The 20456-nt window shown below is 68.4% G+C and carries 25 protein-coding genes; 15 read left to right on the plus strand and 10 right to left on the minus strand.

Annotated elements, in window-relative coordinates:
- The first annotated feature begins 11 nt into the window (after nt 1-11).
- Both AMK34_RS16885 and AMK34_RS16890 read left to right on the plus strand, forming a co-directional pair.
- Nucleotides 12-536, plus strand: coding sequence for a DUF2020 domain-containing protein (locus AMK34_RS16885; protein WP_037333956.1), 525 nt, complete (start codon nt 12-14; stop codon nt 534-536).
- 168 nt (nt 537-704) lie between these two features.
- A complete protein-coding gene (locus AMK34_RS16890; protein WP_038507053.1) occupies nt 705-1157 on the plus strand; it encodes a DUF6918 family protein in 453 nt (150 codons plus the stop codon).
- An 84-nt stretch (nt 1158-1241) separates the two neighbouring features.
- Here the strand turns inward: AMK34_RS16890 and AMK34_RS16895 are convergent, their stop codons facing one another.
- Nucleotides 1242-1829, minus strand: coding sequence for a TetR/AcrR family transcriptional regulator (locus AMK34_RS16895; protein WP_073845950.1), 588 nt, complete (start codon nt 1827-1829; stop codon nt 1242-1244).
- Between the two features lie 79 nt (nt 1830-1908).
- Between AMK34_RS16895 and AMK34_RS16900 the strand changes: the two genes are divergently transcribed.
- On the plus strand, nt 1909-2304 hold the full coding sequence (locus tag AMK34_RS16900) for a nuclear transport factor 2 family protein (protein WP_073845951.1): 396 nt from the start codon (nt 1909-1911) through the stop codon (nt 2302-2304).
- A gap of 68 nt (nt 2305-2372) precedes the next feature.
- Here the strand turns inward: AMK34_RS16900 and AMK34_RS16905 are convergent, their stop codons facing one another.
- Entirely contained in the window at nt 2373-3083 is a 711-nt protein-coding gene (locus AMK34_RS16905; protein ID WP_038522080.1) for a hypothetical protein, read from the minus strand.
- Between the two features lie 89 nt (nt 3084-3172).
- Here AMK34_RS16905 and AMK34_RS16910 point away from each other — a divergent pair, with 89 nt between their 5' ends.
- From AMK34_RS16910 to AMK34_RS16920, 3 genes are all read left to right on the plus strand, one after another.
- Nucleotides 3173-3727, plus strand: coding sequence for a peptidylprolyl isomerase (locus AMK34_RS16910; RefSeq protein WP_037333946.1), 555 nt, complete (start codon nt 3173-3175; stop codon nt 3725-3727).
- A gap of 43 nt (nt 3728-3770) precedes the next feature.
- A complete protein-coding gene (locus AMK34_RS16915; RefSeq protein WP_073845952.1) occupies nt 3771-4733 on the plus strand; it encodes a rhomboid family intramembrane serine protease in 963 nt (320 codons plus the stop codon).
- A 100-nt stretch (nt 4734-4833) separates the two neighbouring features.
- Nucleotides 4834-5322, plus strand: coding sequence for a hypothetical protein (locus tag AMK34_RS16920; protein WP_073846324.1), 489 nt, complete (start codon nt 4834-4836; stop codon nt 5320-5322).
- Here the strand turns inward: AMK34_RS16920 and AMK34_RS16925 are convergent.
- Together AMK34_RS16925 and crgA are read right to left on the minus strand one after the other, a co-directional pair.
- Nucleotides 5307-5684, minus strand: a complete 378-nt coding sequence (locus AMK34_RS16925) for a PH domain-containing protein (RefSeq protein ID WP_051972290.1) — start codon at nt 5682-5684, stop codon at nt 5307-5309. The genes AMK34_RS16920 and AMK34_RS16925 overlap by 16 nt on opposite strands.
- A 118-nt stretch (nt 5685-5802) precedes the next feature.
- Nucleotides 5803-6069 carry a cell division protein CrgA gene (gene crgA / locus AMK34_RS16930; RefSeq protein ID WP_037308756.1) on the minus strand — a complete coding sequence of 89 codons (267 nt, stop codon included), beginning with the start codon at nt 6067-6069 and terminating at the stop codon, nt 5803-5805.
- A 415-nt stretch (nt 6070-6484) separates the two neighbouring features.
- On the opposite strand from crgA, the gene AMK34_RS16935 reads away from it, so the two are divergent.
- Genes AMK34_RS16935 through AMK34_RS16940 form a run of 3 tightly spaced genes read left to right on the plus strand, consistent with a single transcriptional unit; the run spans nt 6485 to nt 8516 of the window.
- Nucleotides 6485-7381, plus strand: a complete 897-nt coding sequence (locus tag AMK34_RS16935) for a class E sortase (protein WP_143202463.1) — start codon at nt 6485-6487, stop codon at nt 7379-7381.
- A complete protein-coding gene (locus AMK34_RS42685; protein ID WP_005161850.1) occupies nt 7381-7536 on the plus strand; it encodes a hypothetical protein in 156 nt (51 codons plus the stop codon). Before AMK34_RS16935 ends, AMK34_RS42685 begins: the two co-directional genes overlap by 1 nt.
- A 59-nt stretch (nt 7537-7595) precedes the next feature.
- Complete coding sequence (locus AMK34_RS16940; protein ID WP_241832781.1) at nt 7596-8516, plus strand: LLM class flavin-dependent oxidoreductase; 921 nt, start codon at nt 7596-7598, stop codon at nt 8514-8516.
- Here the strand turns inward: AMK34_RS16940 and AMK34_RS16945 are convergent.
- The 3 genes from AMK34_RS16945 to AMK34_RS16955 all read right to left on the minus strand — a co-directional run bounded on the left by AMK34_RS16945 (nt 8513) and on the right by AMK34_RS16955 (nt 10476).
- Nucleotides 8513-8905 (minus strand): SCO5389 family protein, encoded by a 393-nt coding sequence (locus AMK34_RS16945; protein WP_005161845.1) that lies wholly within the window; start codon nt 8903-8905, stop codon nt 8513-8515. The genes AMK34_RS16940 and AMK34_RS16945 overlap by 4 nt on opposite strands.
- Before the next feature lie 110 nt (nt 8906-9015).
- Nucleotides 9016-9750, minus strand: a complete 735-nt coding sequence (locus AMK34_RS16950) for an ABC transporter permease (protein ID WP_073845953.1) — start codon at nt 9748-9750, stop codon at nt 9016-9018.
- 15 nt (nt 9751-9765) lie between these two features.
- Nucleotides 9766-10476: an ABC transporter ATP-binding protein gene (locus tag AMK34_RS16955; RefSeq protein ID WP_073845954.1), complete on the minus strand. Its 711-nt coding sequence runs from the start codon at nt 10474-10476 to the stop codon at nt 9766-9768.
- A gap of 133 nt (nt 10477-10609) precedes the next feature.
- Between AMK34_RS16955 and AMK34_RS16960 the strand changes: the two genes are divergently transcribed.
- Complete coding sequence (locus tag AMK34_RS16960; protein WP_073845955.1) at nt 10610-12385, plus strand: sensor histidine kinase; 1776 nt, start codon at nt 10610-10612, stop codon at nt 12383-12385.
- Nucleotides 12325-12981, plus strand: coding sequence for a response regulator (locus tag AMK34_RS16965; RefSeq protein WP_073845956.1), 657 nt, complete (start codon nt 12325-12327; stop codon nt 12979-12981). The genes AMK34_RS16960 and AMK34_RS16965 overlap by 61 nt, the downstream gene beginning before the upstream one ends.
- A 106-nt stretch (nt 12982-13087) precedes the next feature.
- Here AMK34_RS16965 and AMK34_RS16970 read toward each other — a convergent pair whose 3' ends face one another.
- Nucleotides 13088-14407, minus strand: coding sequence for an FAD-dependent oxidoreductase (locus AMK34_RS16970; RefSeq protein ID WP_073845957.1), 1320 nt, complete (start codon nt 14405-14407; stop codon nt 13088-13090).
- 111 nt (nt 14408-14518) lie between these two features.
- On the opposite strand from AMK34_RS16970, the gene AMK34_RS16975 reads away from it, so the two are divergent.
- Genes AMK34_RS16975 through AMK34_RS16990 form a run of 4 tightly spaced genes read left to right on the plus strand, consistent with a single transcriptional unit; the run spans nt 14519 to nt 17143 of the window.
- Nucleotides 14519-15163, plus strand: a complete 645-nt coding sequence (locus AMK34_RS16975; protein ID WP_073845958.1) for an aminodeoxychorismate/anthranilate synthase component II — start codon at nt 14519-14521, stop codon at nt 15161-15163.
- Nucleotides 15160-15972, plus strand: coding sequence for an ABC transporter ATP-binding protein (locus tag AMK34_RS16980; protein WP_083649882.1), 813 nt, complete (start codon nt 15160-15162; stop codon nt 15970-15972). The genes AMK34_RS16975 and AMK34_RS16980 overlap by 4 nt, the downstream gene beginning before the upstream one ends.
- Nucleotides 15960-16604, plus strand: a complete 645-nt coding sequence (locus tag AMK34_RS16985) for a hypothetical protein (RefSeq protein WP_073845959.1) — start codon at nt 15960-15962, stop codon at nt 16602-16604. Before AMK34_RS16980 ends, AMK34_RS16985 begins: the two co-directional genes overlap by 13 nt.
- Nucleotides 16604-17143 (plus strand): AAA family ATPase, encoded by a 540-nt coding sequence (locus AMK34_RS16990; RefSeq protein WP_073845960.1) that lies wholly within the window; start codon nt 16604-16606, stop codon nt 17141-17143. Before AMK34_RS16985 ends, AMK34_RS16990 begins: the two co-directional genes overlap by 1 nt.
- A 50-nt stretch (nt 17144-17193) precedes the next feature.
- Here the strand turns inward: AMK34_RS16990 and pknB are convergent, their stop codons facing one another.
- Nucleotides 17194-19152 (minus strand): Stk1 family PASTA domain-containing Ser/Thr kinase, encoded by a 1959-nt coding sequence (gene pknB, locus AMK34_RS16995; protein ID WP_073845961.1) that lies wholly within the window; start codon nt 19150-19152, stop codon nt 17194-17196.
- The gene (locus tag AMK34_RS17000; protein ID WP_073845962.1) at nt 19149-20456 is read right to left on the minus strand and encodes a protein kinase domain-containing protein; all 1308 of its coding nucleotides are present in this window, start codon (nt 20454-20456) and stop codon (nt 19149-19151) included. Before AMK34_RS17000 ends, pknB begins: the two co-directional genes overlap by 4 nt.

Genomic DNA, 20456 nt, shown 5'->3' on the forward strand with positions numbered 1-20456 from the left:
TGGACGCCACTATGCGACGTCTTCTGATCTTGCCGCTCGTCGTGCCGCTGCTGGCGGCCTGCGGGCCGACGGAACAGCCGCCGCCCGCGGCGAGTTCGCCCGCGCCGTCGAACACCCCGGCGCCCAGCATCCCGCCTGCCCCGGAACCCACCGGCAAGGGCCCGTGCCCGTACCTCGGCAACGAGTTCGTCTCGGACGCCAACGGGCAGAAGGTCTCCAAGGTCAAGACCTCGGCCGACCAGCCGCATCCGACGTGTTTCTTCTACGCGCTCAGCGGGAAGCTGCAGCTCACCGTGCGCGTGTACGTCGGGGAACCCGCCGTGGCGAAGGCGCTGGTGGATCAGGCGGCGCCCATCGACACCTCCAACCCCGCCGACGAACCGGCGGGCTGGAAGGGCGGCTACCAACCCTCCGGCGAAGGCGCCGTTTACGCCGTCGCGAAGGGCGGGAACGCGGTAGTCGTGACCACCAACCAGAAGCAGAGCATCAAGGCACGTACGGTGGCGAAGGAGGCTATCGGTGAGCTGAAGCTCTAGGTAGTGGTATCCACACGTCAGAGTGAAGTTGATCTTGTACTACCCTGTGCCGCACGCGCGAGGTTTCGCGGGACCAGCGCGGGCGCCAGATCCGGCGGAGGCCGCCTTGCGGTGTGGCTCGGCGGCACAAAAGATCATTTCTCCCCATAAGACAAAAGGACAGGTTTCGTGGCTGACACCCTCAAGGAAATCTTGCTCGACTCCAGCCGTCGCCCGGCGGTCGTGAGCGACTTCGAAGGCCTCGTCGACGCCGAGGTCTCGGACAAGGGCGGCGTTTCGGGTGCCGTCGTGAAGACCGGCTTCGCCGCCGTCAAGAAGATCAAGCCGGGCATCATCCCCGCCGCCGTCGACACCCTGCTCGACGACTTCACCGGTGCGCTCGAGCCGTTCTACGGTGACTACAAGGCCAAGGGCGGCAACGACTTCGGTGCCTACCTGGTCGGTCGTAGCGACGAGGCCTCGGACGCGCTCCTGTCGGTCACCGACTCGCGCGCCGAGAAGAGCAGCCGCGACAGCATCAAGAAGGTGTACTCGAAGCTGCGCCCGAACGGCAAGAAGAACGTCGAGGAGGCCCTGCCCCGCCTCGGCCAGCTGATCGACAAGCACGCTGCGTCTGTCTGATCGCGCTGACGTAAAGCGCGCCGAAGGGGCGCCCGGTCCGCTTTCAACATCCTGTTGGGAGTGGAGGGCGCCCCTTCATCGCGTTTACGATGTCGCGCCGAACACCCGCAGCAGACTCGTTTGCAAGGCGTCCGCCGCCTCGTCGGCGGACATCCGGCCGGAGTCGACCTCCTCACCGGAGGCGTGGCCGAGTTTCACGGTGACCGCCACCAGCCAGCCCGTGGGCAGCCGATCGTCGAACTCGCCCGTCTCCTTGCCCCGCCGGATGACGCGTTCGAGCCGCTCGGCGACCGGTGAGTGGCGCCGCTGATCGTCGTCCGGGCTCGCGGGCAGGGAAGTGATCTTCCGGAGCAGGGCCGGGTACCGTCCGGACGTGCGGCGGCCGGCTTCGATCAGCCGCACCAGCGCCTCGGCGGCAGGGCCGTCGTCGAGGTCCGCGGCGTCCATCGCGGCGACGGCCTCCTCGGTGATGCGGTCGAGTACCGCGGCCAGCAGTTCCCCTCGTGAAGGGAAATGGGCGTAGACCGTCTGACGGGTCACGCCCGCGGTGGTGGCGATGGCTTCGACGCCGGCGTCAGGATCGGTGCCGAGGGTCCGGAGCGCCGCCTCCAGGATCGAAGCCCTGCTGCGCTGTGCGTCGGAGCGCTGGTTCCGCGCCGAGGGTCGAGGCATCTCTTACACCTTGTCAGAATTGATGGGTCGTTGATATCTTACAGCCTGTAAGAGATGTTTCGCGAGGCTGGGAGCGACCATGGCGCCTTTCCACGGCTCAGACCCGAAGAAGTTCATCGCGGATTTCCACCTGTCGTTCCACGACGAGCTGGTGAACAGCGACGAGGACGCGGGAGCGATCGTCGACCGCTATCACACGCCGGACATCGTGCAGATCGCCGACGGCCACCGGATGGACCGGGACAACCTCATCGCGCACGCCCGCCCGGTCCGCAAGAACCGGCCCACCGCGCGATGGGAGGTGCACGAAGCGGTGGCGGGCGGGGACCGGATCGCCGCCCGGAGCACCTTGTACGTGACGAACCGCAAGAGGGACCTCACGATCGAGGTGTACTTCTTCGGCGAGTTCACCCCCGACGGCCGGATGCGCCGGGGACACACGCTCACCCGCACCCTCCCCGTCACCAAGACGTGAAAGGGCCGCCCGGGACCGGAGAAGCGGTCCTGGGCGGCCCTTCGCGACAAGCAGAAAAGGGTGAGGCGTCAGTTCTTCTTGTCGGCGGAGCCCGCGTTCGAAGCCTGGTGCCCGTTCTTCGGAGCCGCGGGCTTGGCCGGAGCCGGACCGGAAGCGGCGGGCTTCGCCGGAGCGGCGGGCTTCGCCGGCTGTGCCGGTTTCGGAGCGGCCGCGGCCGGAGCGGCGGGCTTGGCGGGAGGAGCGGGCGGAGCCTTCGGCGGCGCGGGCGCGACCGGCGGCTCCTGCTTGGAACGCAGGGCGTAGGCGGCACCGGCGCCGACGACGGCGATACCGATCACCCACGGCCAGCGACGACGCTTGCGCGTCCCCTTGGCAGCGGTCTTCGCCTCGACGAGCGCGGCCTTGAAGTCCTTCTTCGCCGCCTTGAAGTCCTTCTTGCCCCGGCGCTTGGACTCACCGGCGGACTTCGCGGCCTGGATGGCGGCCTTGCGTGCCTTGCGGCCCGGCTTCCGCATCTCGGAAAGCCTGGCCAGCGCCTCCTTGCGAGCCGCCTTCGAGCTCCGCTTGAGCTCCTTGCGGGTCAGTTCCGTCTTCTTCGCGAGCTTCTTGCGCGCGCGACGGCTGGTCTTAGCGATCTCACCGGCGCTCTCGGAGAGCTTCTGCTCGGCTACCTCTACGGCGTGGGCGGTGGCTTCCTTACCCGCCTCGACAGCACGTTTGCGCAGGCCGAGCGCGCCGGCCTTCGCCGACTCGCTCACCGAATCTGCGGCCCGGGTCATGGCCTTCACCTCATCAATCGTTTTGATTCTGCTTCGTTGCTTGTAACCTATCGTGCCCCTTTTCCCCAGATCTTGCCGCAGATGGCACGATGAAGCTCGTGACTGAAAGCAAGGGATCCCTCATTGGTGGCGCGCTGAAGGCCACTCTGCACACCAACCAGGGTGACATCAACCTGAACCTGTTCCCCGACCACGCGCCGAAGACGGTCGCGAACTTCGTCGGGCTCGCCGAGGGCAGCAAGGAGTACACCCAGCCCAACGCGCAGGGAACGAACTCGGGCCCGTTCTACGACGGGTCGATCTTCCACCGCGTCATCGACGGCTTCATGCTGCAGGGCGGCGACCCGACCGGCACCGGCCGCGGCGGCCCCGGCTACAAGTTCGGCGACGAGTTCCACCCGGAGCTCCAGTTCTCCAAGCCGTACCTGCTGGCCATGGCCAACGCCGGACCCGGCACCAACGGCTCGCAGTTCTTCATCACCGTCGCGCCGACGACGCACCTGAACTTCAAGCACACCATCTTCGGCGAGGTCGCGGACCAGGCTTCCCGCGACGTCGTCGACGCGATCGGCCGCACGGCGACCGGTCCGGCCGACCGTCCGCTGCAGGACATCGTCATCGAGAAGGTCAGCATCAGCCGCTGATCGCAGAGCCTGTTACCGGGGATTTCGGTAGGTTGGTGGCATCGTGAGCCAACCACCGAATCCCCAGTACCAGCAGGCCGCCATGCCCGGCTGCTGGTGGCACCCGAACCGGCCGACCGGGCTGAGCTGTTCACGCTGCGAGCGTCCGGCCTGCCCGGATTGCCTGCGCGAAGCCGCCGTGGGCTTCCAGTGCACGGACTGCGTCCAGGCCGGTCGTCAGCAGGATCGCGCCCAGCAGAAGCAGTACCGCGACGCCGGGTACGGCTCGCGCACCCTCGCGGGCGCCCAGCCCGCCCGGACGGCCGTCGTGACGCCGGTCCTCCTGGCGCTGAACGTCATCGTCTTCCTCATCACGGTCGTCCAGTCCGGCAGCATCGCGAACAACAACTTCTCCGAGCTGTTCCAGTACGGCCAGCTGTGGAATCCCGCGACGCTGGCCGGCGACGAATGGTGGCGGATCCTCACCTCGGGATTCCTCCAGTACGGCCTGCTGCACATCGCGAGCAACGCGTTCTCACTGTGGTTCGTGGGGCGCCCGCTGGAGACCGCGCTCGGCCGCGTCCCGTTCACGGTGCTCTACTTCGTCTCCCTGCTCGGCGGCTCGGCCGCGAACCTGGTCTTCAGCGACCTGGACGCCGTCCCCGTGGTCGGCGCGTCCGGCGCCATCTTCGGGCTCATCGGCGCGTACACGGTCATCGTCATCAAACTGCGGCTCAACCCGACGTGGCTGCTGGTGATCCTGGGCCTGAACGTCTTCATCACCTTCCAGGTGCCCGGCATCTCGATCCTCGGGCACGCCGGCGGGTTCGTGGCGGGCCTCCTGGCCACCTTCGCGCTGCTGTACGCGCCGGACAAGAACCGGCTGAAATGGCAGCTCGGCGGGATCGCGATCGTCGTGGTGGCGATGATCGGGCTCGTCGTCTGGAAGGACTCGCAGACGATTTCCGCGACGTGTGAGCTCGCGACCAGCCGGGGTGTGCCCTCCTACGCCTGCTACCCGGAGTAGTCGCTCTTCCCCCGAGTGGGTCATCCGAAAACCCGATCGAGAAGCGGTCGGGCTGGGTACCTTCGAGTTGATCATGTGCATCGTCAACTTGGGGGTTGAGATGAAGATCCGAAAAGCAGCAGCTCTCACCGCCGTCGCCGTGCTGGCGTCGGTATCGGCACCCGCGGTCGCGCAGGCCGGGCAAGCCGCCGAGACCTGCCAGACCTACACCAAACGCTATTTCCTCGGCTCGGGCAGCACCATCACGCTCCGTGTCGCCTACGTCGATTCGGCGTTGAAAATCTGCTTCGGCGATCCCGGCGTGACGTCCTCGGCGGCCACGCAGACCGTCGGCACGACGGGGCCGGGCGCGGCCACCGGCTGGGAGATCACGGCGGGTCCGGCGGTGGTGGAGGACCAGCGGCCCCGGCACGTCAAAGCGAAGTTCAGCGGGTCGCTGCGGAACTGCGTCGTCAAGATCAACCCGATCTGCTCGCCGGCCTCGCCGTACGAGATCTTCGGGGAGTACGCGCCGCCCGCGGTCGGCCCGGCCGTCCCGGGCTGGTCACACGGCCAGAACGGCGACGTCCACTACTACGACAACGCCTGACCCTTGAGAGCGGTGAGGACGTCCAGTACGTCGCGGGGGTCCTCACCGAGGTCGATCCGGCCGAACACCAGCAGGTGGTCGCCGGATTCGACCTCCAGGGTCAGGCTGTCCCGGCCGAGCCGTCGCGTGGTGCGAAGCCGGAGCCGGGCTTCGGTCCAGGAGTAGCGGTGCGCACCGCCCACGGTCCTGGCCAGGAGTCCGCCGGGGCCTGCCGCCAGCCGGGGACGGAGCAGCGTGCCGTGCAACGCGAGCGCGCCCACGGACAGCATCGCGACCCCGGTCAGGACGGTGCCACCGACGTCGCCGCCGATGGCCAGCCACAGCACGCCTGCCAGCAGCAACAGGGTGAGCACCCAGGCCACTACCACAACGTTCCGCTGCGGCGCCCACGAGGTGGGGTAGTTATCCACAGGGGTTATCCACACTGGGGATGAGTCACACCGGTGTAATTCGGCGTCAAGCCGCCATCCGGGGTAATGCTCACCGCCACCGCATCGTCATGAGCAACCCGGCGATCATCAGCACGAAACCGATGGCGAAGTTCGTGTTGCCCAGATCCGCCATGAAGGGGATCTTGTCGCCCGCGATGTAGTTGACGACCAGCCACAACAGGCCGACCAGCATGAGGCCGAACATCACGATCTTGTAGAACAGGTTCGACGGGCCCGCGGCCTTGACCTTCACCGGCGTGCGGCGATCGGTCGGCGGGGTGTACGCCGTCTTCTTGCGGACCTTGGACTTCGGCATCGTGTTCCTCGCGTACTGTTCGGCTTCCCTGGTGGCGATGACCCGCTTTCGGGTGCGCAACCAGCGCCACGTGCACACGTTAACGTAAACGAGCGCCGCTGGGCACCGTCCGGGACCGGTCGATTTCCCGCACTGTGACAATGGTGTCACAGACGGTTCGGCAGTGGCTTGGTTCGAGACTGAGGAGCTTTGCGTGGCTGAGCGGGAAGAGCCGGGCGGGGACCGTCGGCGGTACTCCGAACGACCACCCGGCGGAGGCCGTCCGGCCCCCCGGCGTAGGCCGGAGGACTCAATCCCGCCGCGTCGCGGCCAGGGAGAAGCGCCGACACCGCGTCGGAGGCCTCAGGACGGCAGGGCATACGAAGGCCCTCCGCCGCGCCGCCGGAGCGACGCGCCCCCGCCGCGCCGTCGCCCCATGCCGCCGCCGGGGTCGACCGAAGAGACCGTCATCTTCGAACCGGTCGGCGGTGGCACCGCGACCGAGGAACGCCCGCCGCCGCGCGAGCTGGGCAAGGGCGGCGTCGCCATCCGGACCGTCGGCGAGCTCCTCATCACCGCCGGCCTGGTGGTGCTGCTGTTCATGGTCTACGAGGTCTACGTGACCGACCTGTTCTCCGCGGGCAAACAGTCCGAGGCCAGTTCCGAGCTGGACGGCGAGTGGGGCAAGGACCGGCAGCTGCATCCGGAACTGGTCGACGGGAAGGCGTTCGCCAGGATCCACATCCCGGTGTTCGGCGCCGACTTCAACTTCACGATCCAGGAAGGCACCACCGAGGCCGCGCTCGAAGTCGGCCCCGGCCACTACAAGGGCACCGCGCTGCCGGGCGAACCGGGCAACTTCGCCGTCGCCGGCCACCGCGTCGGCAAGGGCGCGCCGTTCAACGACCTGGACAACCTCAGCTCCTGCGACCAGATCGTCATCGAGACGCAGACCGACTTCTACATCTACAAGGTGCTGCCGTACAAGGACGAGGTCGAAGGCTGGGCGGAGGGCAAGGGCGCGCAGCCGAAGTGCAAGAACGTCGGGACGCTGCGCAACCCGAACGCCGCCGACGGCGGGCCCTACGGCGAGACCAACGGCCGCCGTATCGTGTTCCCGACCAAGGGCGACACGGTGAACCCGGTGCCGTACAAGGATCCGGAGATCCTCCCGAAGGCCGAGCAGGTCTCGCTGCTCACGCTGACGACGTGTCACCCGCAGTTCTCGGCGAAGGAACGGCTCATCATCCACGCGGTGCTGGCCCAGCAGGTGCCGAAGAACCAGGTCGGCTCCTACGCCGAACTCCTGCCCAAGATCTCGGAGGCGCGCTGATGTACGGCTGGATCTGGCGCAAGCTGCCGGGCCCCTTCGCGGTGAAACTGGCGACGGCGGTCGTGCTGGCGCTCGGGATCGTGGCGCTGCTGATGTTCGTCGTCTTCCCGTGGCTGGAACCGCGCCTCTGGTTCAACGAAGTGAGCGTCCAGTAGCCGCGCGGTTCGGCGTCTTCCTCGTCTCCGGCCGGTTTCCCGGCCAGGAGGACGCCGAAGTGCTGCGCCGGTCGGTCGACGCCGCCATCGCGGCGGAGCGGGCCGGATTCGACGACGTGTGGTTCGCCGAGCACCACTTCATGCCGTACGGCGTCTGCCCGTCCGCGATCACCCTCGCCGCGCACGTGCTCGGCCGCACCGAGCGGATCGCCGTCGGCACCGCGGTGAGCGTGCTGTCCGTCGCGCATCCGGTGGCGCTCGCCGAACAGTGGTCGCTGCTCGACGCCGTTTCCGGCGGACGGCTGCGGATCGGCGTCGGTCGCGGCGGGCCGTGGCAGGACCTCGAGGTGTTCGGCACCGGCGCTTCGCGCTACGAAACGGGGTTCGAGGAGAGCCTCGACCTGATGCTCGCGGCGATGACGGCGAAGACGGTCTCGGCCGACAGCGATCACTTCAAGTTCCGCGAGGTGCCGATGGTGCCGCGGCCGGAACGCGACCCGCGGCTGGTCGTGGCCTGCGGGGACGCCGGCTCGCGGGCGGTGCGGCTCGCCGCCGATCGTGGGCTGCCGATGCTGCTCGGGCTGCACACCGACGACGACGGCAAAATCGAAACCCTTGCCGCGTACGGGGATTCCGCCGCCGAGCACGTGTCGACGGTGATGTGCCAGGTCGGGGACGACGCACTGGACGTCGTGCGGTCCGCGTTGCCGGGTTCCCTGAAAGAGGGCTTCGCCGGGCACGTGTACCTCGACGGCAAACGGGGCCTGGACAAGGATCCGGTGGCCTATACCGACCGGCTGTGCGAGATGCACCCGATCGGCGGAGTGGAGTACTGCGTCGACAGGCTGGGAACGAGCATCCGGCGTACCGGGGTCTCCCACGTGATCATGATGGTGGAAGCGTCCGGTACGCCGGAGGGAACACTCGAGAACATCGCGCGGATCGGGGAAGAAGTGCTACCCGCGCTGCGTCGCGGCTAGCAGTCGCGCAGTTCCGGGCTCTGGTTCAGCAGCTGGCCGCGGACGGAGACGAACGCGCGGTAGCGGTCACTGTCCACTTGGGACTTCTTGAACACGGCGACGCGGTGGCAGTTCTGGAAAGCCAGCTTCACGCCGAAGTGTCGTTCCAGGCCGCCGCGGATGGCGTCCGAGGCCAGCGCCCGCAGCAGCTGACCGCGTTCGGCCTCGCTCGGCGGCGGCGTCTCGTTGTCGGCGAACCCGTCGGCCGCGCCCTCGGCCTCCGCGATGACACCGGTGATCACGGTCCAGGCGTAGGGCAGGGACTCCCGGACACAGGCGACGAATTCGGCGTCGGAGACCTCCCCGCGCTCGGCCTTCTCCAGCAGCGCGGGCGATACATCCAGAGACATCGAACCTCCGAGAGAGACACGGTGAACGTGGGCCATCTACCTGACTACTCACCCGCGGCCCGAGCCACAAGAGAAAACGATCATCATCACCACTTTGGCGGAAGCCGTCGTCACTCCCAGCGAAAGAGCTTCGCCGCCAAGACACAACTGCCCACCGCGAAAGCCGCCAGTACGACGAGTTGCAGCGGTTGCGCACCGGCGCCGGTCCACGCGTCTTCGAGGGCTTTGACGCCCGGCGGGATGTACGCGCCGATGTCGCGGATGGCCTCCGGGAGCAGGGGACGCGGCAGGTAGACGCCGCCGAGGAACATGATCGGGAGGTAGGCGATCAACGCGATCCCGCTCGCGGCGCGGCTGGTCTTGGCGACCGAGGCGGCGATCAGGCCGAGCCCGAAGATCGCGGTCGTGCCGAGGACGAACGTCAGCAGGAAGCCGAGCGGGTGACGCGGAGTGGGGACGTCGAAGACGACGCCCGCCGTCAGGAGGAGGATGCCGACTCCGCCGATGGTCACGGTGACGTTGATGATCAGCTGCGCCACGAGCAGCTGCGCCGGGTGCACCGGTGTGGTGGCGAAGCGGCGGAGGATGCCCTGTTCGCGGTAAGTCGCGATGATCCCGGGGATCGCCTGCAGGCCCATCATGGCGATGGTGAGTACCACCATCGACGGCACCCAGGCGTCGAGGAAGCGCATGCCCGTCGGTGTCTCGCTGTCCGCGCGAATGGCGGGAATGGCGCCGAGGATGGCCGTGATGGCCGTCGGCAGGACGAGCCCGCCGATGACGAAGCCGGGCGTGCGGAGGGCGAGTTTCGTTTCGGTGAGGGTGATCTTGGCGAGGGTGTTCATTCGTCGTCTCCTTGCTCAGTCGCGGCCGGTCAAGGTCGCGAAGGCTTCGTCCAAAGTGGATTTACCGGCGCGGTCACGGAGTTCGTCCGGGGTGCCGGTGGCGACCACGCGCCCGGCGTCGAAGATCGCGAGGCGATCGCAAAGGCGTTCGGCCTCATCCATGAAATGCGTGACGAGCAGGACGGTGACGCCGGTGTCGCGCACGGCCTCGACGAGCTTCCAGGTGTCGCGGCGGGCGTGCGGGTCCAGTCCGGTGGTCAGTTCGTCGAGGACGGCGACCTCGGGGCGGCCGACCAGCGCGAGCGCGATCGAGACGCGCTGCTTCTGACCACCGGAAAGCTTGCCGAAGTACTTGTCCCGCTGCCCGGTGAGACCGAGCTTCGCGAGCAGGTCGCCGGTGTCGGCGGGGTTCGCGTAGAAGGAGGCGTAGAGGTCGAGCGCCTCGTGGACCTTGATCTTGTCGGGTAGGCGGCTCTCCTGGAGCTGCGAGCCGAGGCGCTGCCGCAGAGCGGCGTGGTCCTTGCCCGGGTCGAGGCCGAGGACCGACATGGTGCCGGAGTCCGGCGTGCGCAGTCCCTGGAGGCATTCGACCGTGGTGGTCTTGCCGGCGCCGTTGGTCCCGAGGATCCCGAAGATCTCGCCTTGTTCCACGTGGAACGAAACGTCGTCGACCGCGACGTGCTCCCCGTACGTCTTGCGGAGGTTGGTGACTTCGATGATTGGCATGCGAAAAACGTTATGGCGCAACGGACTTGGTCAGAATGGCGCTGAACCCACAGTTGGGGTGGGGCTGGACCCACCCTGATCGGGGGCCTGCGGTCACTGTGCCGGGACGGGGCGGTGGGGAAGACTTCGTCGCATGATCCGCACCTATCTCACCTCCGTGCGCCGGGGCTTCGTGCTCGCGGGCTTGGCGCTGGTGAGCTGGCTGGACCTGCTGCTCGAACTGGTGGGTTTCTGCCTGCTCTGCGTCGGCCTGGTCTTCGCCTACACACTCGCGCTCGAAGGGACGCGTCCGCGTGCCGCGCTCACCCGGCGCCTGGCCGGACGCTGGTGCGGGGTCGAGGTCGGGTCGCCCTATCGGCCGGCGCCGCCCGAACCGGAACGTGAGCGCGACGGCTGGTACCGCGACGGGAACAGCCTGTTCAAGCGGTCGTGGTTCATCAAATGGACCAAACGGTTCGAGTGGATCTCCGACGATCCGGCGACCGGACGCGATCTCGGCTGGCAGCTGTGGAATCCGTTGGCCGGTCTGGTGCTCGTGCCCGCGGTCCTGCTGGCCGGGCCGCGCGCGCTTCGCCTGTACGGGAAGTGGACGCGCTGGTGGCTCGGGCCTCGTCCGGCTCGCACCGGCGACGGCTGGATCAAGACGAGGCTGAAAGCGCTCGGTTTCCAGTTGGGGCTGTTCGCGCTTTCCGTCGCGCAGCTGGGTATGGCGATTCCGACGCTGCTCGTCCTGATCTGGCCGGCGCCGCTGTTCCCGGCGATGGTCGTCGCCGGTCGTTCGGTGACCGACACCCTGCGCCGCGAGGCCAAGAACTGGACCGGTGTGCGGATCGACCGGCCGTATCTGCCGGAGCCGCCGTTCCCCGTGCCGCGGGCGGACGGGATGTATCGGTACGGACGGCAGCTGTACGACACGCCATGGTGGCCGGCCCGGCGCGCGCGTTTGCGCTGGGCGATATCCGACCGCGCGACCTGGCGCGACCTGGCGGCCGCAGTGGTCAACTCCGTGGTGCTGCTGCTGATGGTGGTGCCGACGGCGGCGCTGGTGTTCGGCGGTCTCTGGGGCGTGGTGGCGCTCTGGGTCTGGCGTCCGTTCGGGCAAGCGCTCGCGCTGACCCCGGTGGCCCTGGCAGCCTCCGCCGCCGGGCTGGTCCTGACACCCTGGCTCGCCCGTCTGGGAGCACGTTTCGCGAAGCTGCTTCTCGGTCCGACAGAGGCTTCGCGGCTGGGGCAGCGTGTCGAGCGGTTGAAGCAGACGCGGACCGACGCGTCGGTCGCGCAGGCCGCCGAGCTGCGGCGTATCGAACGGGACCTGCACGACGGCGTCCAGTCGCGATTGGTCGCGATGGGCATGAAGCTGGGCGCGGTCGAAGCGCTGATCGACAGCGACCCGGCCGCGGCGAAACGGCTGGCCGCCGAATTGCGGCAGACGTCGTCCGAGACGCTGACCGAGTTGCGGTTGCTGGTGCGCGGGATTCACCCGCCGGTGTTGTCGGAGCGCGGTCTCGGTGACGCGGTGCGGGCGATGGCGCTCGACAGTCCGCTGCGGGCTTCGGTGAACGGCACCCTGCCCCGGCTGGAGCAGCCCGCGGAGGCGTGCGCGTACTTCGCGGTCAGTGAGTTGCTGGGCAACGCCGCGAAGCACGGTGAGGCGCGGCGAGTGTCGATCGAACTGGGTTACGACGACGGTCTGTTGCGGATCGAGGTGACCGACGACGGCAAGGGCGGCGCGAACGCGGCCAGGGGAAGCGGGATTCGCGGGATCGAACGCAGACTGGGCGCCTTCGACGGTACTTTTGCTCTGACCAGCCCGCTCGGCGGGCCGACGAAGGCGATCATGGAGATCCCGTGCCAGCTCGACCCCGATGCGTCGTCGCCGAGGACCAATACCTCCTCCGAGACGGCTTGACGCATTTGCTGACCGCGCACGGTTTCGACGTCGTCGAGGCGGTGGGCACCGGTCCGGAACTGGAGCGGGCGCTGCGCACGCACCGGCCCGACGTTTCGGTCGTCGACGTCCGGATGCCGCCGACGCTCACCGACGAAGGACTTCAGGTCTCGCTTGCCGTGCGGCGCGACATCCCCGGGCTGCCGATTCTCGTTCTGTCGCAACATGTCGAGCAGCTCTACGCACGGGAACTCCTGGCCGATGGAGCCGGCGCGATCGGATATCTGTTGAAGGACAGGGTCTTCAACGCGGACCAGTTCATCGACGCGGTGCGCCGGGTGGCCGGCGGCGGCACCGCGATGGATCCCGAAGTGATCGCGAAACTGGTGGCGGGCAACGCATCCGACCCCCTCGCCGCGCTGACCCCGCGCGAACGCGAGGTGCTCGGCTTGATGGCCGAAGGCTGTTCCAACGCCGCCATCGCTTCGCGGCTGCACTTCAGCGAAGGGGCGGTGGGGAAGCACACCGCGAACATCTTCGCGAAACTCGGCATCGTCGCCTCGGACGACACGAACCGCCGCGTCCTCGCGGTCCTCGCTTACCTGGGAACGCCGTGAAGGCCTCCTTCCCTACCTTGAATCCGGGCTGCGCGCGCAGCGCGTCCGTTGAGGGCGGCGGCGGGGGCATGGATGGAGTAGGGAAGGAGGCCTTCACGGAACGGGTTCAGCCTCGCGAGATGCGGGTCATTTCGTCGCGTTCCACGACCTTGACGCGCTCCCGGCCGTGCGGGACACCCAGCGACTTCTCGTGGGCGTCGAGCTTGCCCCAGCCTTCCCAGGTGGTGAAGGGAACGCCGCGTTCGGTCAGGAAGCCGAGGATCGCGTCGGGGTCCTCGACGGCCGGTGCCGTGAGGCTGTCGGCGTCGGCCAGCAGGCTCGCGATGGTTTCGGCCGCGTCGCCCTTGGTGTGGCCGATGAGGCCCACCGGCCCGCGCTTGATCCAGCCGGTCACGTAGACGCCCGGCACCTGCTCCTCGTCGATGTCCAGCACCCGGCCCGCCGTGTTCGGCACGGTCCCGGTGGTGTGGTCGAACGGGATCTCCGGCAGATGCGACGACAGGTAGCCCACCGCGCGGTAGACGGCCTGGACGTCCCAGTCGTGGAACTCGCCGGTGCCGCGCACGTTGCCGTCGCCGGTCAGTTCGGTGCGCTCGGTCCGCAGACCGGTCACCTTGCCGTCTTCGCCGACGATCTCGCACGGCGAGTGCAGGAAGTGCAGGTGCAGCCGCTTCGGCCGGTCGCCCTGGTCGCGGATCGCCCACTCCTGCAGCGTCTTCACGACCATGTCGATCTGCTTCGACGCCCGCAGCGCGGCGATGCTGCCGTCGTCGAACTCGATGTCCTCGGGGTTGACGATGACCTCGACGTTCGGCGAGTGGTCCAGCTCGCGCAGCTCCAGCGGCGTGAACTTCGCCTGAGCCGGGCCGCGGCGGCCGAACACGTGCACGTCGGTGACCGGGCTGGCCTTCAGCCCCTGGTAGACGTTGTCCGGGATGTCGGTGCTGAGCAGCTCGTCGGCGGTCTTCGCGAGGATCCGTGCCACGTCGAGCGCCACGTTGCCGACGCCGAGGACCGCGACCGAGGTCGCGTTCAGCGGCCAGGTGCGCGGCACGTCCGGGTGCCCGTCGTACCAGGAGACGAAGTCGGCGGCGCCGTAGCTGCCGTCGAGGTCGATCCCGGGGATGTCGAGCGCGCGGTCGGCCATGGCGCCGGTCGAGAAGATCACGGCGTCGTAGAACTGGCGCAGGTCGTCGAGCTTCAGGTCGGTCCCGTAGTCGACGTTGCCCAGCAGCCGGATGTTCGGCTTGTCGAGCACCTTGTGCAGGGCGGTGACGATGCCCTTGATCCGGGGGTGGTCGGGCGCGACGCCGTACCGGATCAGCCCGAACGGCGCCGGCATGCGCTCGAACAGGTCGATCGTCACGTCAGCGTCGGACTTGTCGAGGATGTCGGCGGCGTAGATACCGGCCGGACCGGCACCCACGATGGCTACACGAAGAGAACGGCTCACTCCTACCACGGTAAGTTAGGCAGCCCTAACAATCATTGTGATCTGGCGTACGGTCCACCTGGTGGGAGCCGCTAAGCTGGCCTCATGCGCGTGCTCGTCGTCGACAACTACGACAGTTTTGTCTACAACCTGGTCCAGTATCTGGCCCAGCTCGGCGCCGACTGCACCGTCTGGCGTAACGACGTGGTGGAGCTCGACAAGCTCGGCGAGTTCGACGCGGTCCTCGTGTCTCCCGGCCCCGGAACCCCGGAACGCGCTGGTCAGAGCATGGACGTCATCCGCAAATGCGCCGAGGAGCGCATCCCGATGCTCGGCGTCTGCCTCGGCCACCAGGCCCTCGGCGTGGTCTTCGGCGCCACTGTCGACCGCGCCCCGGAACTGCTGCACGGCAAGACCAGTCAAGTCCACCATTCGGGCGAAGGAGTGCTCGCCGGGCTCCCTGCCGAATTCACCGCCACGCGGTACCACTCGCTGACCGTTTTGCCGGAAACCATCGACGAGGCCGTGTTCGAGATCACAGGTCGCACCGAGTCCGGTGTCGTGATGGGCATGCGGCACCGCGAGCTGCCGCTCGAAGGCGTCCAGTTCCACCCCGAGTCCGTGCTCACCCAGGGCGGTCACCGGATGCTGGCGAACTGGATGGCCTCCGCAGGCCACCCGGTCCCCGACGCCACGGTCAACGAACTCGAACAGGCGACTCGCGCGCTGCAGAAGGCCGCTGCTGCGTGACCTCGCTGATCCGGCTCGAAGGAGTCGGGAAGCGCTACGGCCGCGGTGAACCCGTGCTCGCCGACGTCGACCTCGACGTTCCGGCGGGCCGCGTGCTCGGCGTCCTCGGCTCGAACGGTTCGGGGAAGTCGACGCTGCTCAGGATCCTCGCGGCACTTGCCCGGGAGACGTCGGGAACCGTCGTGGGCGATCCGCGCGTCGGCTACCTGCCGGACCGCTTCCCGGCGGGACAGCGGATGAGCGCCAGGGCGTACCTGCGGCATATGGCCCGCATCGACGGCCATGTCGACTTGTCGGCGATCGACCCCCTGCTGGACAGGCTGGCGCTGGTCGGCGGCCCGGACGCGCCCTTGCGGACGCTGTCGAAGGGCAACGCCCAGAAGGTCGGACTCGCCCAGGCGGTCCTCGCCGAGCCGGAGCTGCTGATCCTCGACGAGCCCTGGTCCGGTCTCGACGTCGAAGCCCACACCGTGCTCGGCGAACTCGTCGCCGAGACCAAGGAACGGGGCGCGAGCGTGGTCTTCACCGACCACCGCGCCTCGGTCGTGCACGCCCACGCGGACGACGTCTACCGGATCGACGACGGCCTTCTGACTCGCGTGGAGGCGGTGGCGAAAACCGAGAGCGCGACAAGGATCGTCCTGCACGGCCCCAGCGTCGACTGGTCTTCGGAACCCGGCGTGAGCCACGTCGTGGCCGAGGACGGGAAGGTCGTCCTGACGGTCGAAGCCGGGCACGCCGACGCGGTCCTGCTGCACGCGCTCAACCGGGGCTTTTCGGTCCGGGAGGTGGCGCCGTGCTCGCCATGACCCGCTACTACCTCGCGTTGCTCGGCCACTCCCAGCGCTATCTGCCCGCGATCCTCGCCTACATCGCGGTCAACACCGTGCTCTACACGGATCCGAAGTCGCCGCTGCTGCCGCAGTACGGGATCAGCGCTGGTTCGCTCCTCGTGGTCTCGTGCTGGCTGACCATCGCGATGCTCGACGTCGAAGACCCGGTCCAGCGGCTGGTGACGTTCAGCCACGCACGACGTTGGCGATCGGTCCTCGGCGGCGCCACACTGGCCGTCTTCGGCTGCGCGGTCGTGCTGATCCTCGTGACGGTGCTGTGGTCGGGGCTCCGGACCGGCGGTTTCACGATCGGCACCTTCGCGCTGGGCGCCTCGGCGCACGCGTTGTGCGCGCTGTTCGGGATCGCGATCGGCCTGCCCTGTTCACGGCTGCTGGTCCCGCGTGTCGGCTGGTCCGTCCTGGCCGCGATCTTCGCCCTCGCCGCCGTGCTCCTGGTGAAGTGGCTGCCGCTGGCCAATCCGCTGCTGCGCGCCTTGACCTCGCAACAACCTCTGACCGGCCCGTTCATCGTGGCCGTCGTGGCGGCGGTCTCCGTCTTGCTGCTGAGCGCCACGGCCGTCGGGTATCTGCTCCGGCGCAACGCCTGATGCCGCGGCTCATCGTGCTCAACGGCCCGCCCGCCTGCGGGAAGTCGACCCTCGCCCGGCTGTACGCCGACGACCATCCGCTGACGTTGAACCTCGACATCGACCGGCTTCGCGGCCTGCTCGGCGCCTGGCGCGAGAACGCCGCGAAGGCCGGAACGCTCGCCCGCGACCTCGCCGTGAGCGCCGCTCGCACCCATCTGCTCGCGGGCCACGACGTGATCGTCCCGCAGTTCCTCGGCCGCGCCGATCTCCTCGAACGCCTCGAAACCCTCGCCGGCGAAACGGCCGCGGAGTTCCGCGAGATCGTCCTCCTCGACACCAAGGACAACGTGCTCCGGCGATTCGCCGAACGCACGCGCGCGGCGGCGGAGCCCGAACACGTCGAGGCGCACGAGATGCTGGGCGGGCCCGAACGGCTGGCGGAGATGTACGACCGGCTCGTGGCACTCATCGCCACGCGACCGAAGGCGGTCGTGGTGCGCACCAGCGCTGGGCGGATTCAGCAGGCATACCAAGGACTGCTCGAAAAGCTGACATGAAAAGGGCCCCGCACGAAACCGTGCGGGGCCCTGCTCACGTCATCGCTGGATCACGGAGGCGGGAAAAGCCGCGAGCTCGACGTCGTCGACGTCTCGTCGCCTTCCACGATGAACAGCGTGATCGGCGCGTTCTTCGCGACCTTCGCACCGGCCTGCGGGTTGGTCTTGCTGACCTTGCCCGCCTGATCCCGGTCACCGTTCTTGTCGGCCTGCGTGTCCAGGTTTCCGGTCCAACCCAGCTGCTGCAGCTGCCGCGTCGCCTGCTCCTCGGTCATGCCCTTCAGGTTCGGCATGTCGAAGGTCTCCTGGTTGCCGTTCGACACCGACAGCTTGACCACACCGCCGACGGCCAGCTTGCCGCCGTTCGGGGTCTGGTCGATCACCGTGCCCTTGGGCTGGTCGGAGTCCACGTTGGTGACCTGCGGGGTGAACCCGGCCGCCTTCAACCCGGCTTCGGCCTCGGCCTGGGTCTTGCCCTTGTAGTTCGGGACCGTCTTCAGTTCCTTGGACTTGCCGACCGTGATGTCGACCTTCGAACCCTGATCGACTTCGGCCTGCGCGCTCGGGTTCTGCGACATGACCTTGCCGGCTTGGTTCGTGTCCTCGGTCTCTTCCTCGGTGGTCGCGCCGAGCTTCAGACCGGCTTCGGTCAGCGCCGTGGTGGCCTCGGAGACGGTCTTGCCCTTGAGGTCCGGCGTCTTGACCTTGCCCGGCTTCGAGCCGACGGTCAGCGTGATCTTGTCCGAGGTCGGTACCACCTGCCCCTCGGCGGGGTTGATGCTGATGACCTTGTCGATCTGGTTCTCGTCACACGAGGGCTGGCCGTTCACGGACTCGCCGGTGCAAGTGATCTTCTTGGTGTCGAGTGAAGTGAAGCCGGCGCCACGCAGCGTGTCCTTCGCCGAGACCTCGGACTGCCCGACCACCTTCGGGACCGCTTTGCTCTCCGCACCGGCGCCCTGGAACGCGCCCATCAGCCACATGATCAGCAGCACGATGGCGGCCAGCGAGACCACGAGACCGGCGATGAGCCAGGCCCGGCGCTTCTTCTTCGCGGCCGGGTCCTCGTCGTCTTCCTCGTACTGGTCGTAGCGCGGCGGCACCCGGCGGTCGGAGTCCATGACCTGGGTGCGCTCGTCCTCCGACATCACCATCGGCGCGGCCGGCCGCTGACCCGACAGCGTGCGGACCAGGTCCGAACGCATTTCCGCGGACGACTGGTACCGGTTCGCCGGGCCCTTCGCGAGCGCCTTGAGCACGACGGCGTCGAGCTCGGGCGCCACGGCCGGGTTCACCGACGACGGCGGGTTCGGGTCTTCCCGGACGTGCTGGTACGCCACCGCCACGGGCGAGTCGCCGGTGAAGGGCGGCTCGCCGGTGATGAGTTCGTACAGCACGCAGCCGGCGGCGTAGACGTCGGAACGCGCGTCGACGGACTCACCGCGGGCCTGCTCCGGCGAGAGGTACTGCGCCGTGCCGATCACCGCGGCGGTCTGCGTCATCGCGGACTGCCCGTCGTGCATGGCGCGCGCGATACCGAAGTCCATCACCTTGACGGCGCCGTTCTTCGTGATCATCACGTTCGCCGGTTTGACGTCGCGGTGCACGATGCCGTGCCGGTGCGAGAAGTCCAGTGCCGCGCAGACGTCGGCCATGACCTCCATGGCCCGCTTCTGCGACATCGGGCCTTCGGTCTTCACGATGTCGCGCAGAGTCCGCCCTTCGACGTACTCCATCACGATGTAGGGCAGCGGGCCGAACTCGGTGTTCGTCTCGCCGGTGTCGTAGACGGCGACGATCGCCGGGTGGTTCAGTGCCGCCGCGTTCTGTGCCTCGCGACGGAAACGTTCTTGGAACTGGGGATCCCGCGCCAGGTCGGCACGCAGGATCTTGATCGCCACCTCCCGGCCCAGGCGCACGTCGTGGCCGTGGTGGACCTCGGACATGCCTCCGTAGCCGAGCGTCTCGCCCAGCTCGTAGCGGTTGCTGAGCAGTCTTGGTGTGCTCATCTCTGCGTGCCGTTCCATTCCGTCCAAGGTTTGCTGCTCATCATTCCTGGATTCGCCTGTCCGGCCGGCTCCTCGGTGCCGCCCTCCGTCGGAACCGCGGGGTACGCGGATGTCGGCGGAGGACCTTCGGCCTTCTTACCCGGAGCCGGCGCGTGTTCACTCGTTTCCACGCCGCCCGACTGCGGTCCGTTGCCCGAACCGACCAGTCTCACGATGAGGAAGGCTCCTGCCACCAGTACTGCGATCAGGATCACCGCGAGCAGCAGCCACCAGCCCCATTGTGGCCGTCTGCCGGGCAGACGGCGGACCGCCATCGGCGGCGGGCCGGTGACCGGGTGCATCGCCGGATGCGACGCCGGTCCCACCGCCGCCATCGGGTTCGGCGGGGAGTGCGGGCCGGGCGGCACCTGCTGCGGCAGCACGGGCTGGCCGGCCGAGTAGGCCACGTTCACCAGTCCGGACGGCGTCGGCAGGGGAAGCCCGGCGCGGACCGCGGCGACGGCGGCGGCGAACTCGCCGCCGCTGTTGTACCGCTGTCTCGGATCCTTGATCAGGGTCGCTTCGATCACCGCGCGGGCGCCCGGCGGCACGTCCGGCGGCAGCGGTGGCGGGAGGTCGCGGATGTGCATCATCGCGACCGTCACCGCGTTCTCCGAAAGGAACGGCCGGTGCCCGGTGAGGCATTCGTAGCCGCACACGGCCAGCGAGTAGACGTCGCTCGCCGGTTCGGCGTTGTGCCCGAGCGCCTGCTCGGGAGCGATGTAGTGGGCGGTGCCCATGACCATGCCGGACCTGGTCACCGGGGCGGCGTCGGCGGCCTTCGCGACACCGAAGTCGGTGATCTTCACCTGCCCGGCCGGGGTCACCATGATGTTGCCCGGTTTGACGTCGCGGTGCACGAGACCGGTTTCGTGCGCGGCCTGCAGCGCGTTACCGGCCTGCTCCAGGATGTCGAGGGTGCGCTCGGCGTTCAGCCGTCCTTCGCGGGTGATGATCGCGGCCAGCGGATCGCCTTCGACCAGCTCCATCACCAGATACGCGATCGACAGCTCGTCCGCGACCGTCTCGCCGTAGTCGTGCACCGCGGCGATGCCGGGATGGTTCAGCGACGCGGTCATCCGCGCCTCGGTCCGGAACCGGTGCAGGAACTCGGCGTCGCCGGACAGCTCCGCCTTGAGGATCTTGACCGCGACCGTCCGGTCCAGCCGCGTGTCACTGGCCTGCCAGACCTCGCCCATCCCGCCGACGGCGATCCGGTTCGTCAGCTTGTACCGGTCGGCCAGCAGCTGACCCGAGGACAGCAT

It is taken from the genome of Amycolatopsis sp. CB00013 (assembly GCF_001905755.1).
In the GTDB taxonomy this organism is placed as follows: Bacteria; Actinomycetota; Actinomycetes; order Mycobacteriales; family Pseudonocardiaceae; genus Amycolatopsis; species Amycolatopsis japonica.

Excerpts from the sequence above, each read along its gene's own strand:
- AMK34_RS16990 (WP_073845960.1), top strand. The coding sequence starts at position 16,604 with ATGCCGCGGCTCATCGTGCTCAACGGCCCGCCCGCCTGCGGGAAGTCG.
- AMK34_RS16895 (WP_073845950.1), bottom strand. The coding sequence starts at position 1,829 with ATGCCTCGACCCTCGGCGCGGAACCAGCGCTCCGACGCACAGCGCAGC.
- AMK34_RS16920 (WP_073846324.1), top strand. The coding sequence starts at position 4,834 with ATGAAGATCCGAAAAGCAGCAGCTCTCACCGCCGTCGCCGTGCTGGCG.
- AMK34_RS16910 (WP_037333946.1), top strand. The coding sequence starts at position 3,173 with ATGAAGCTCGTGACTGAAAGCAAGGGATCCCTCATTGGTGGCGCGCTG.
- AMK34_RS16945 (WP_005161845.1), bottom strand. The coding sequence starts at position 8,905 with ATGTCTCTGGATGTATCGCCCGCGCTGCTGGAGAAGGCCGAGCGCGGG.
- AMK34_RS16960 (WP_073845955.1), top strand. The coding sequence starts at position 10,610 with ATGATCCGCACCTATCTCACCTCCGTGCGCCGGGGCTTCGTGCTCGCG.
- AMK34_RS16935 (WP_143202463.1), top strand. The coding sequence starts at position 6,485 with ATGCCGCCGCCGGGGTCGACCGAAGAGACCGTCATCTTCGAACCGGTC.
- AMK34_RS16900 (WP_073845951.1), top strand. The coding sequence starts at position 1,909 with ATGGCGCCTTTCCACGGCTCAGACCCGAAGAAGTTCATCGCGGATTTC.
- AMK34_RS16950 (WP_073845953.1), bottom strand. The coding sequence starts at position 9,750 with ATGAACACCCTCGCCAAGATCACCCTCACCGAAACGAAACTCGCCCTC.
- AMK34_RS17000 (WP_073845962.1), bottom strand. The coding sequence starts at position 20,456 with ATGCTGTCCTCGGGTCAGCTGCTGGCCGACCGGTACAAGCTGACGAAC.
- crgA (WP_037308756.1), bottom strand. The coding sequence starts at position 6,069 with ATGCCGAAGTCCAAGGTCCGCAAGAAGACGGCGTACACCCCGCCGACC.
- AMK34_RS16955 (WP_073845954.1), bottom strand. The coding sequence starts at position 10,476 with ATGCCAATCATCGAAGTCACCAACCTCCGCAAGACGTACGGGGAGCAC.
- AMK34_RS16975 (WP_073845958.1), top strand. The coding sequence starts at position 14,519 with ATGCGCGTGCTCGTCGTCGACAACTACGACAGTTTTGTCTACAACCTG.
- AMK34_RS42685 (WP_005161850.1), top strand. The coding sequence starts at position 7,381 with ATGTACGGCTGGATCTGGCGCAAGCTGCCGGGCCCCTTCGCGGTGAAA.
- pknB (WP_073845961.1), bottom strand. The coding sequence starts at position 19,152 with ATGAGCACACCAAGACTGCTCAGCAACCGCTACGAGCTGGGCGAGACG.
- AMK34_RS16905 (WP_038522080.1), bottom strand. The coding sequence starts at position 3,083 with ATGACCCGGGCCGCAGATTCGGTGAGCGAGTCGGCGAAGGCCGGCGCG.
- AMK34_RS16885 (WP_037333956.1), top strand. The coding sequence starts at position 12 with ATGCGACGTCTTCTGATCTTGCCGCTCGTCGTGCCGCTGCTGGCGGCC.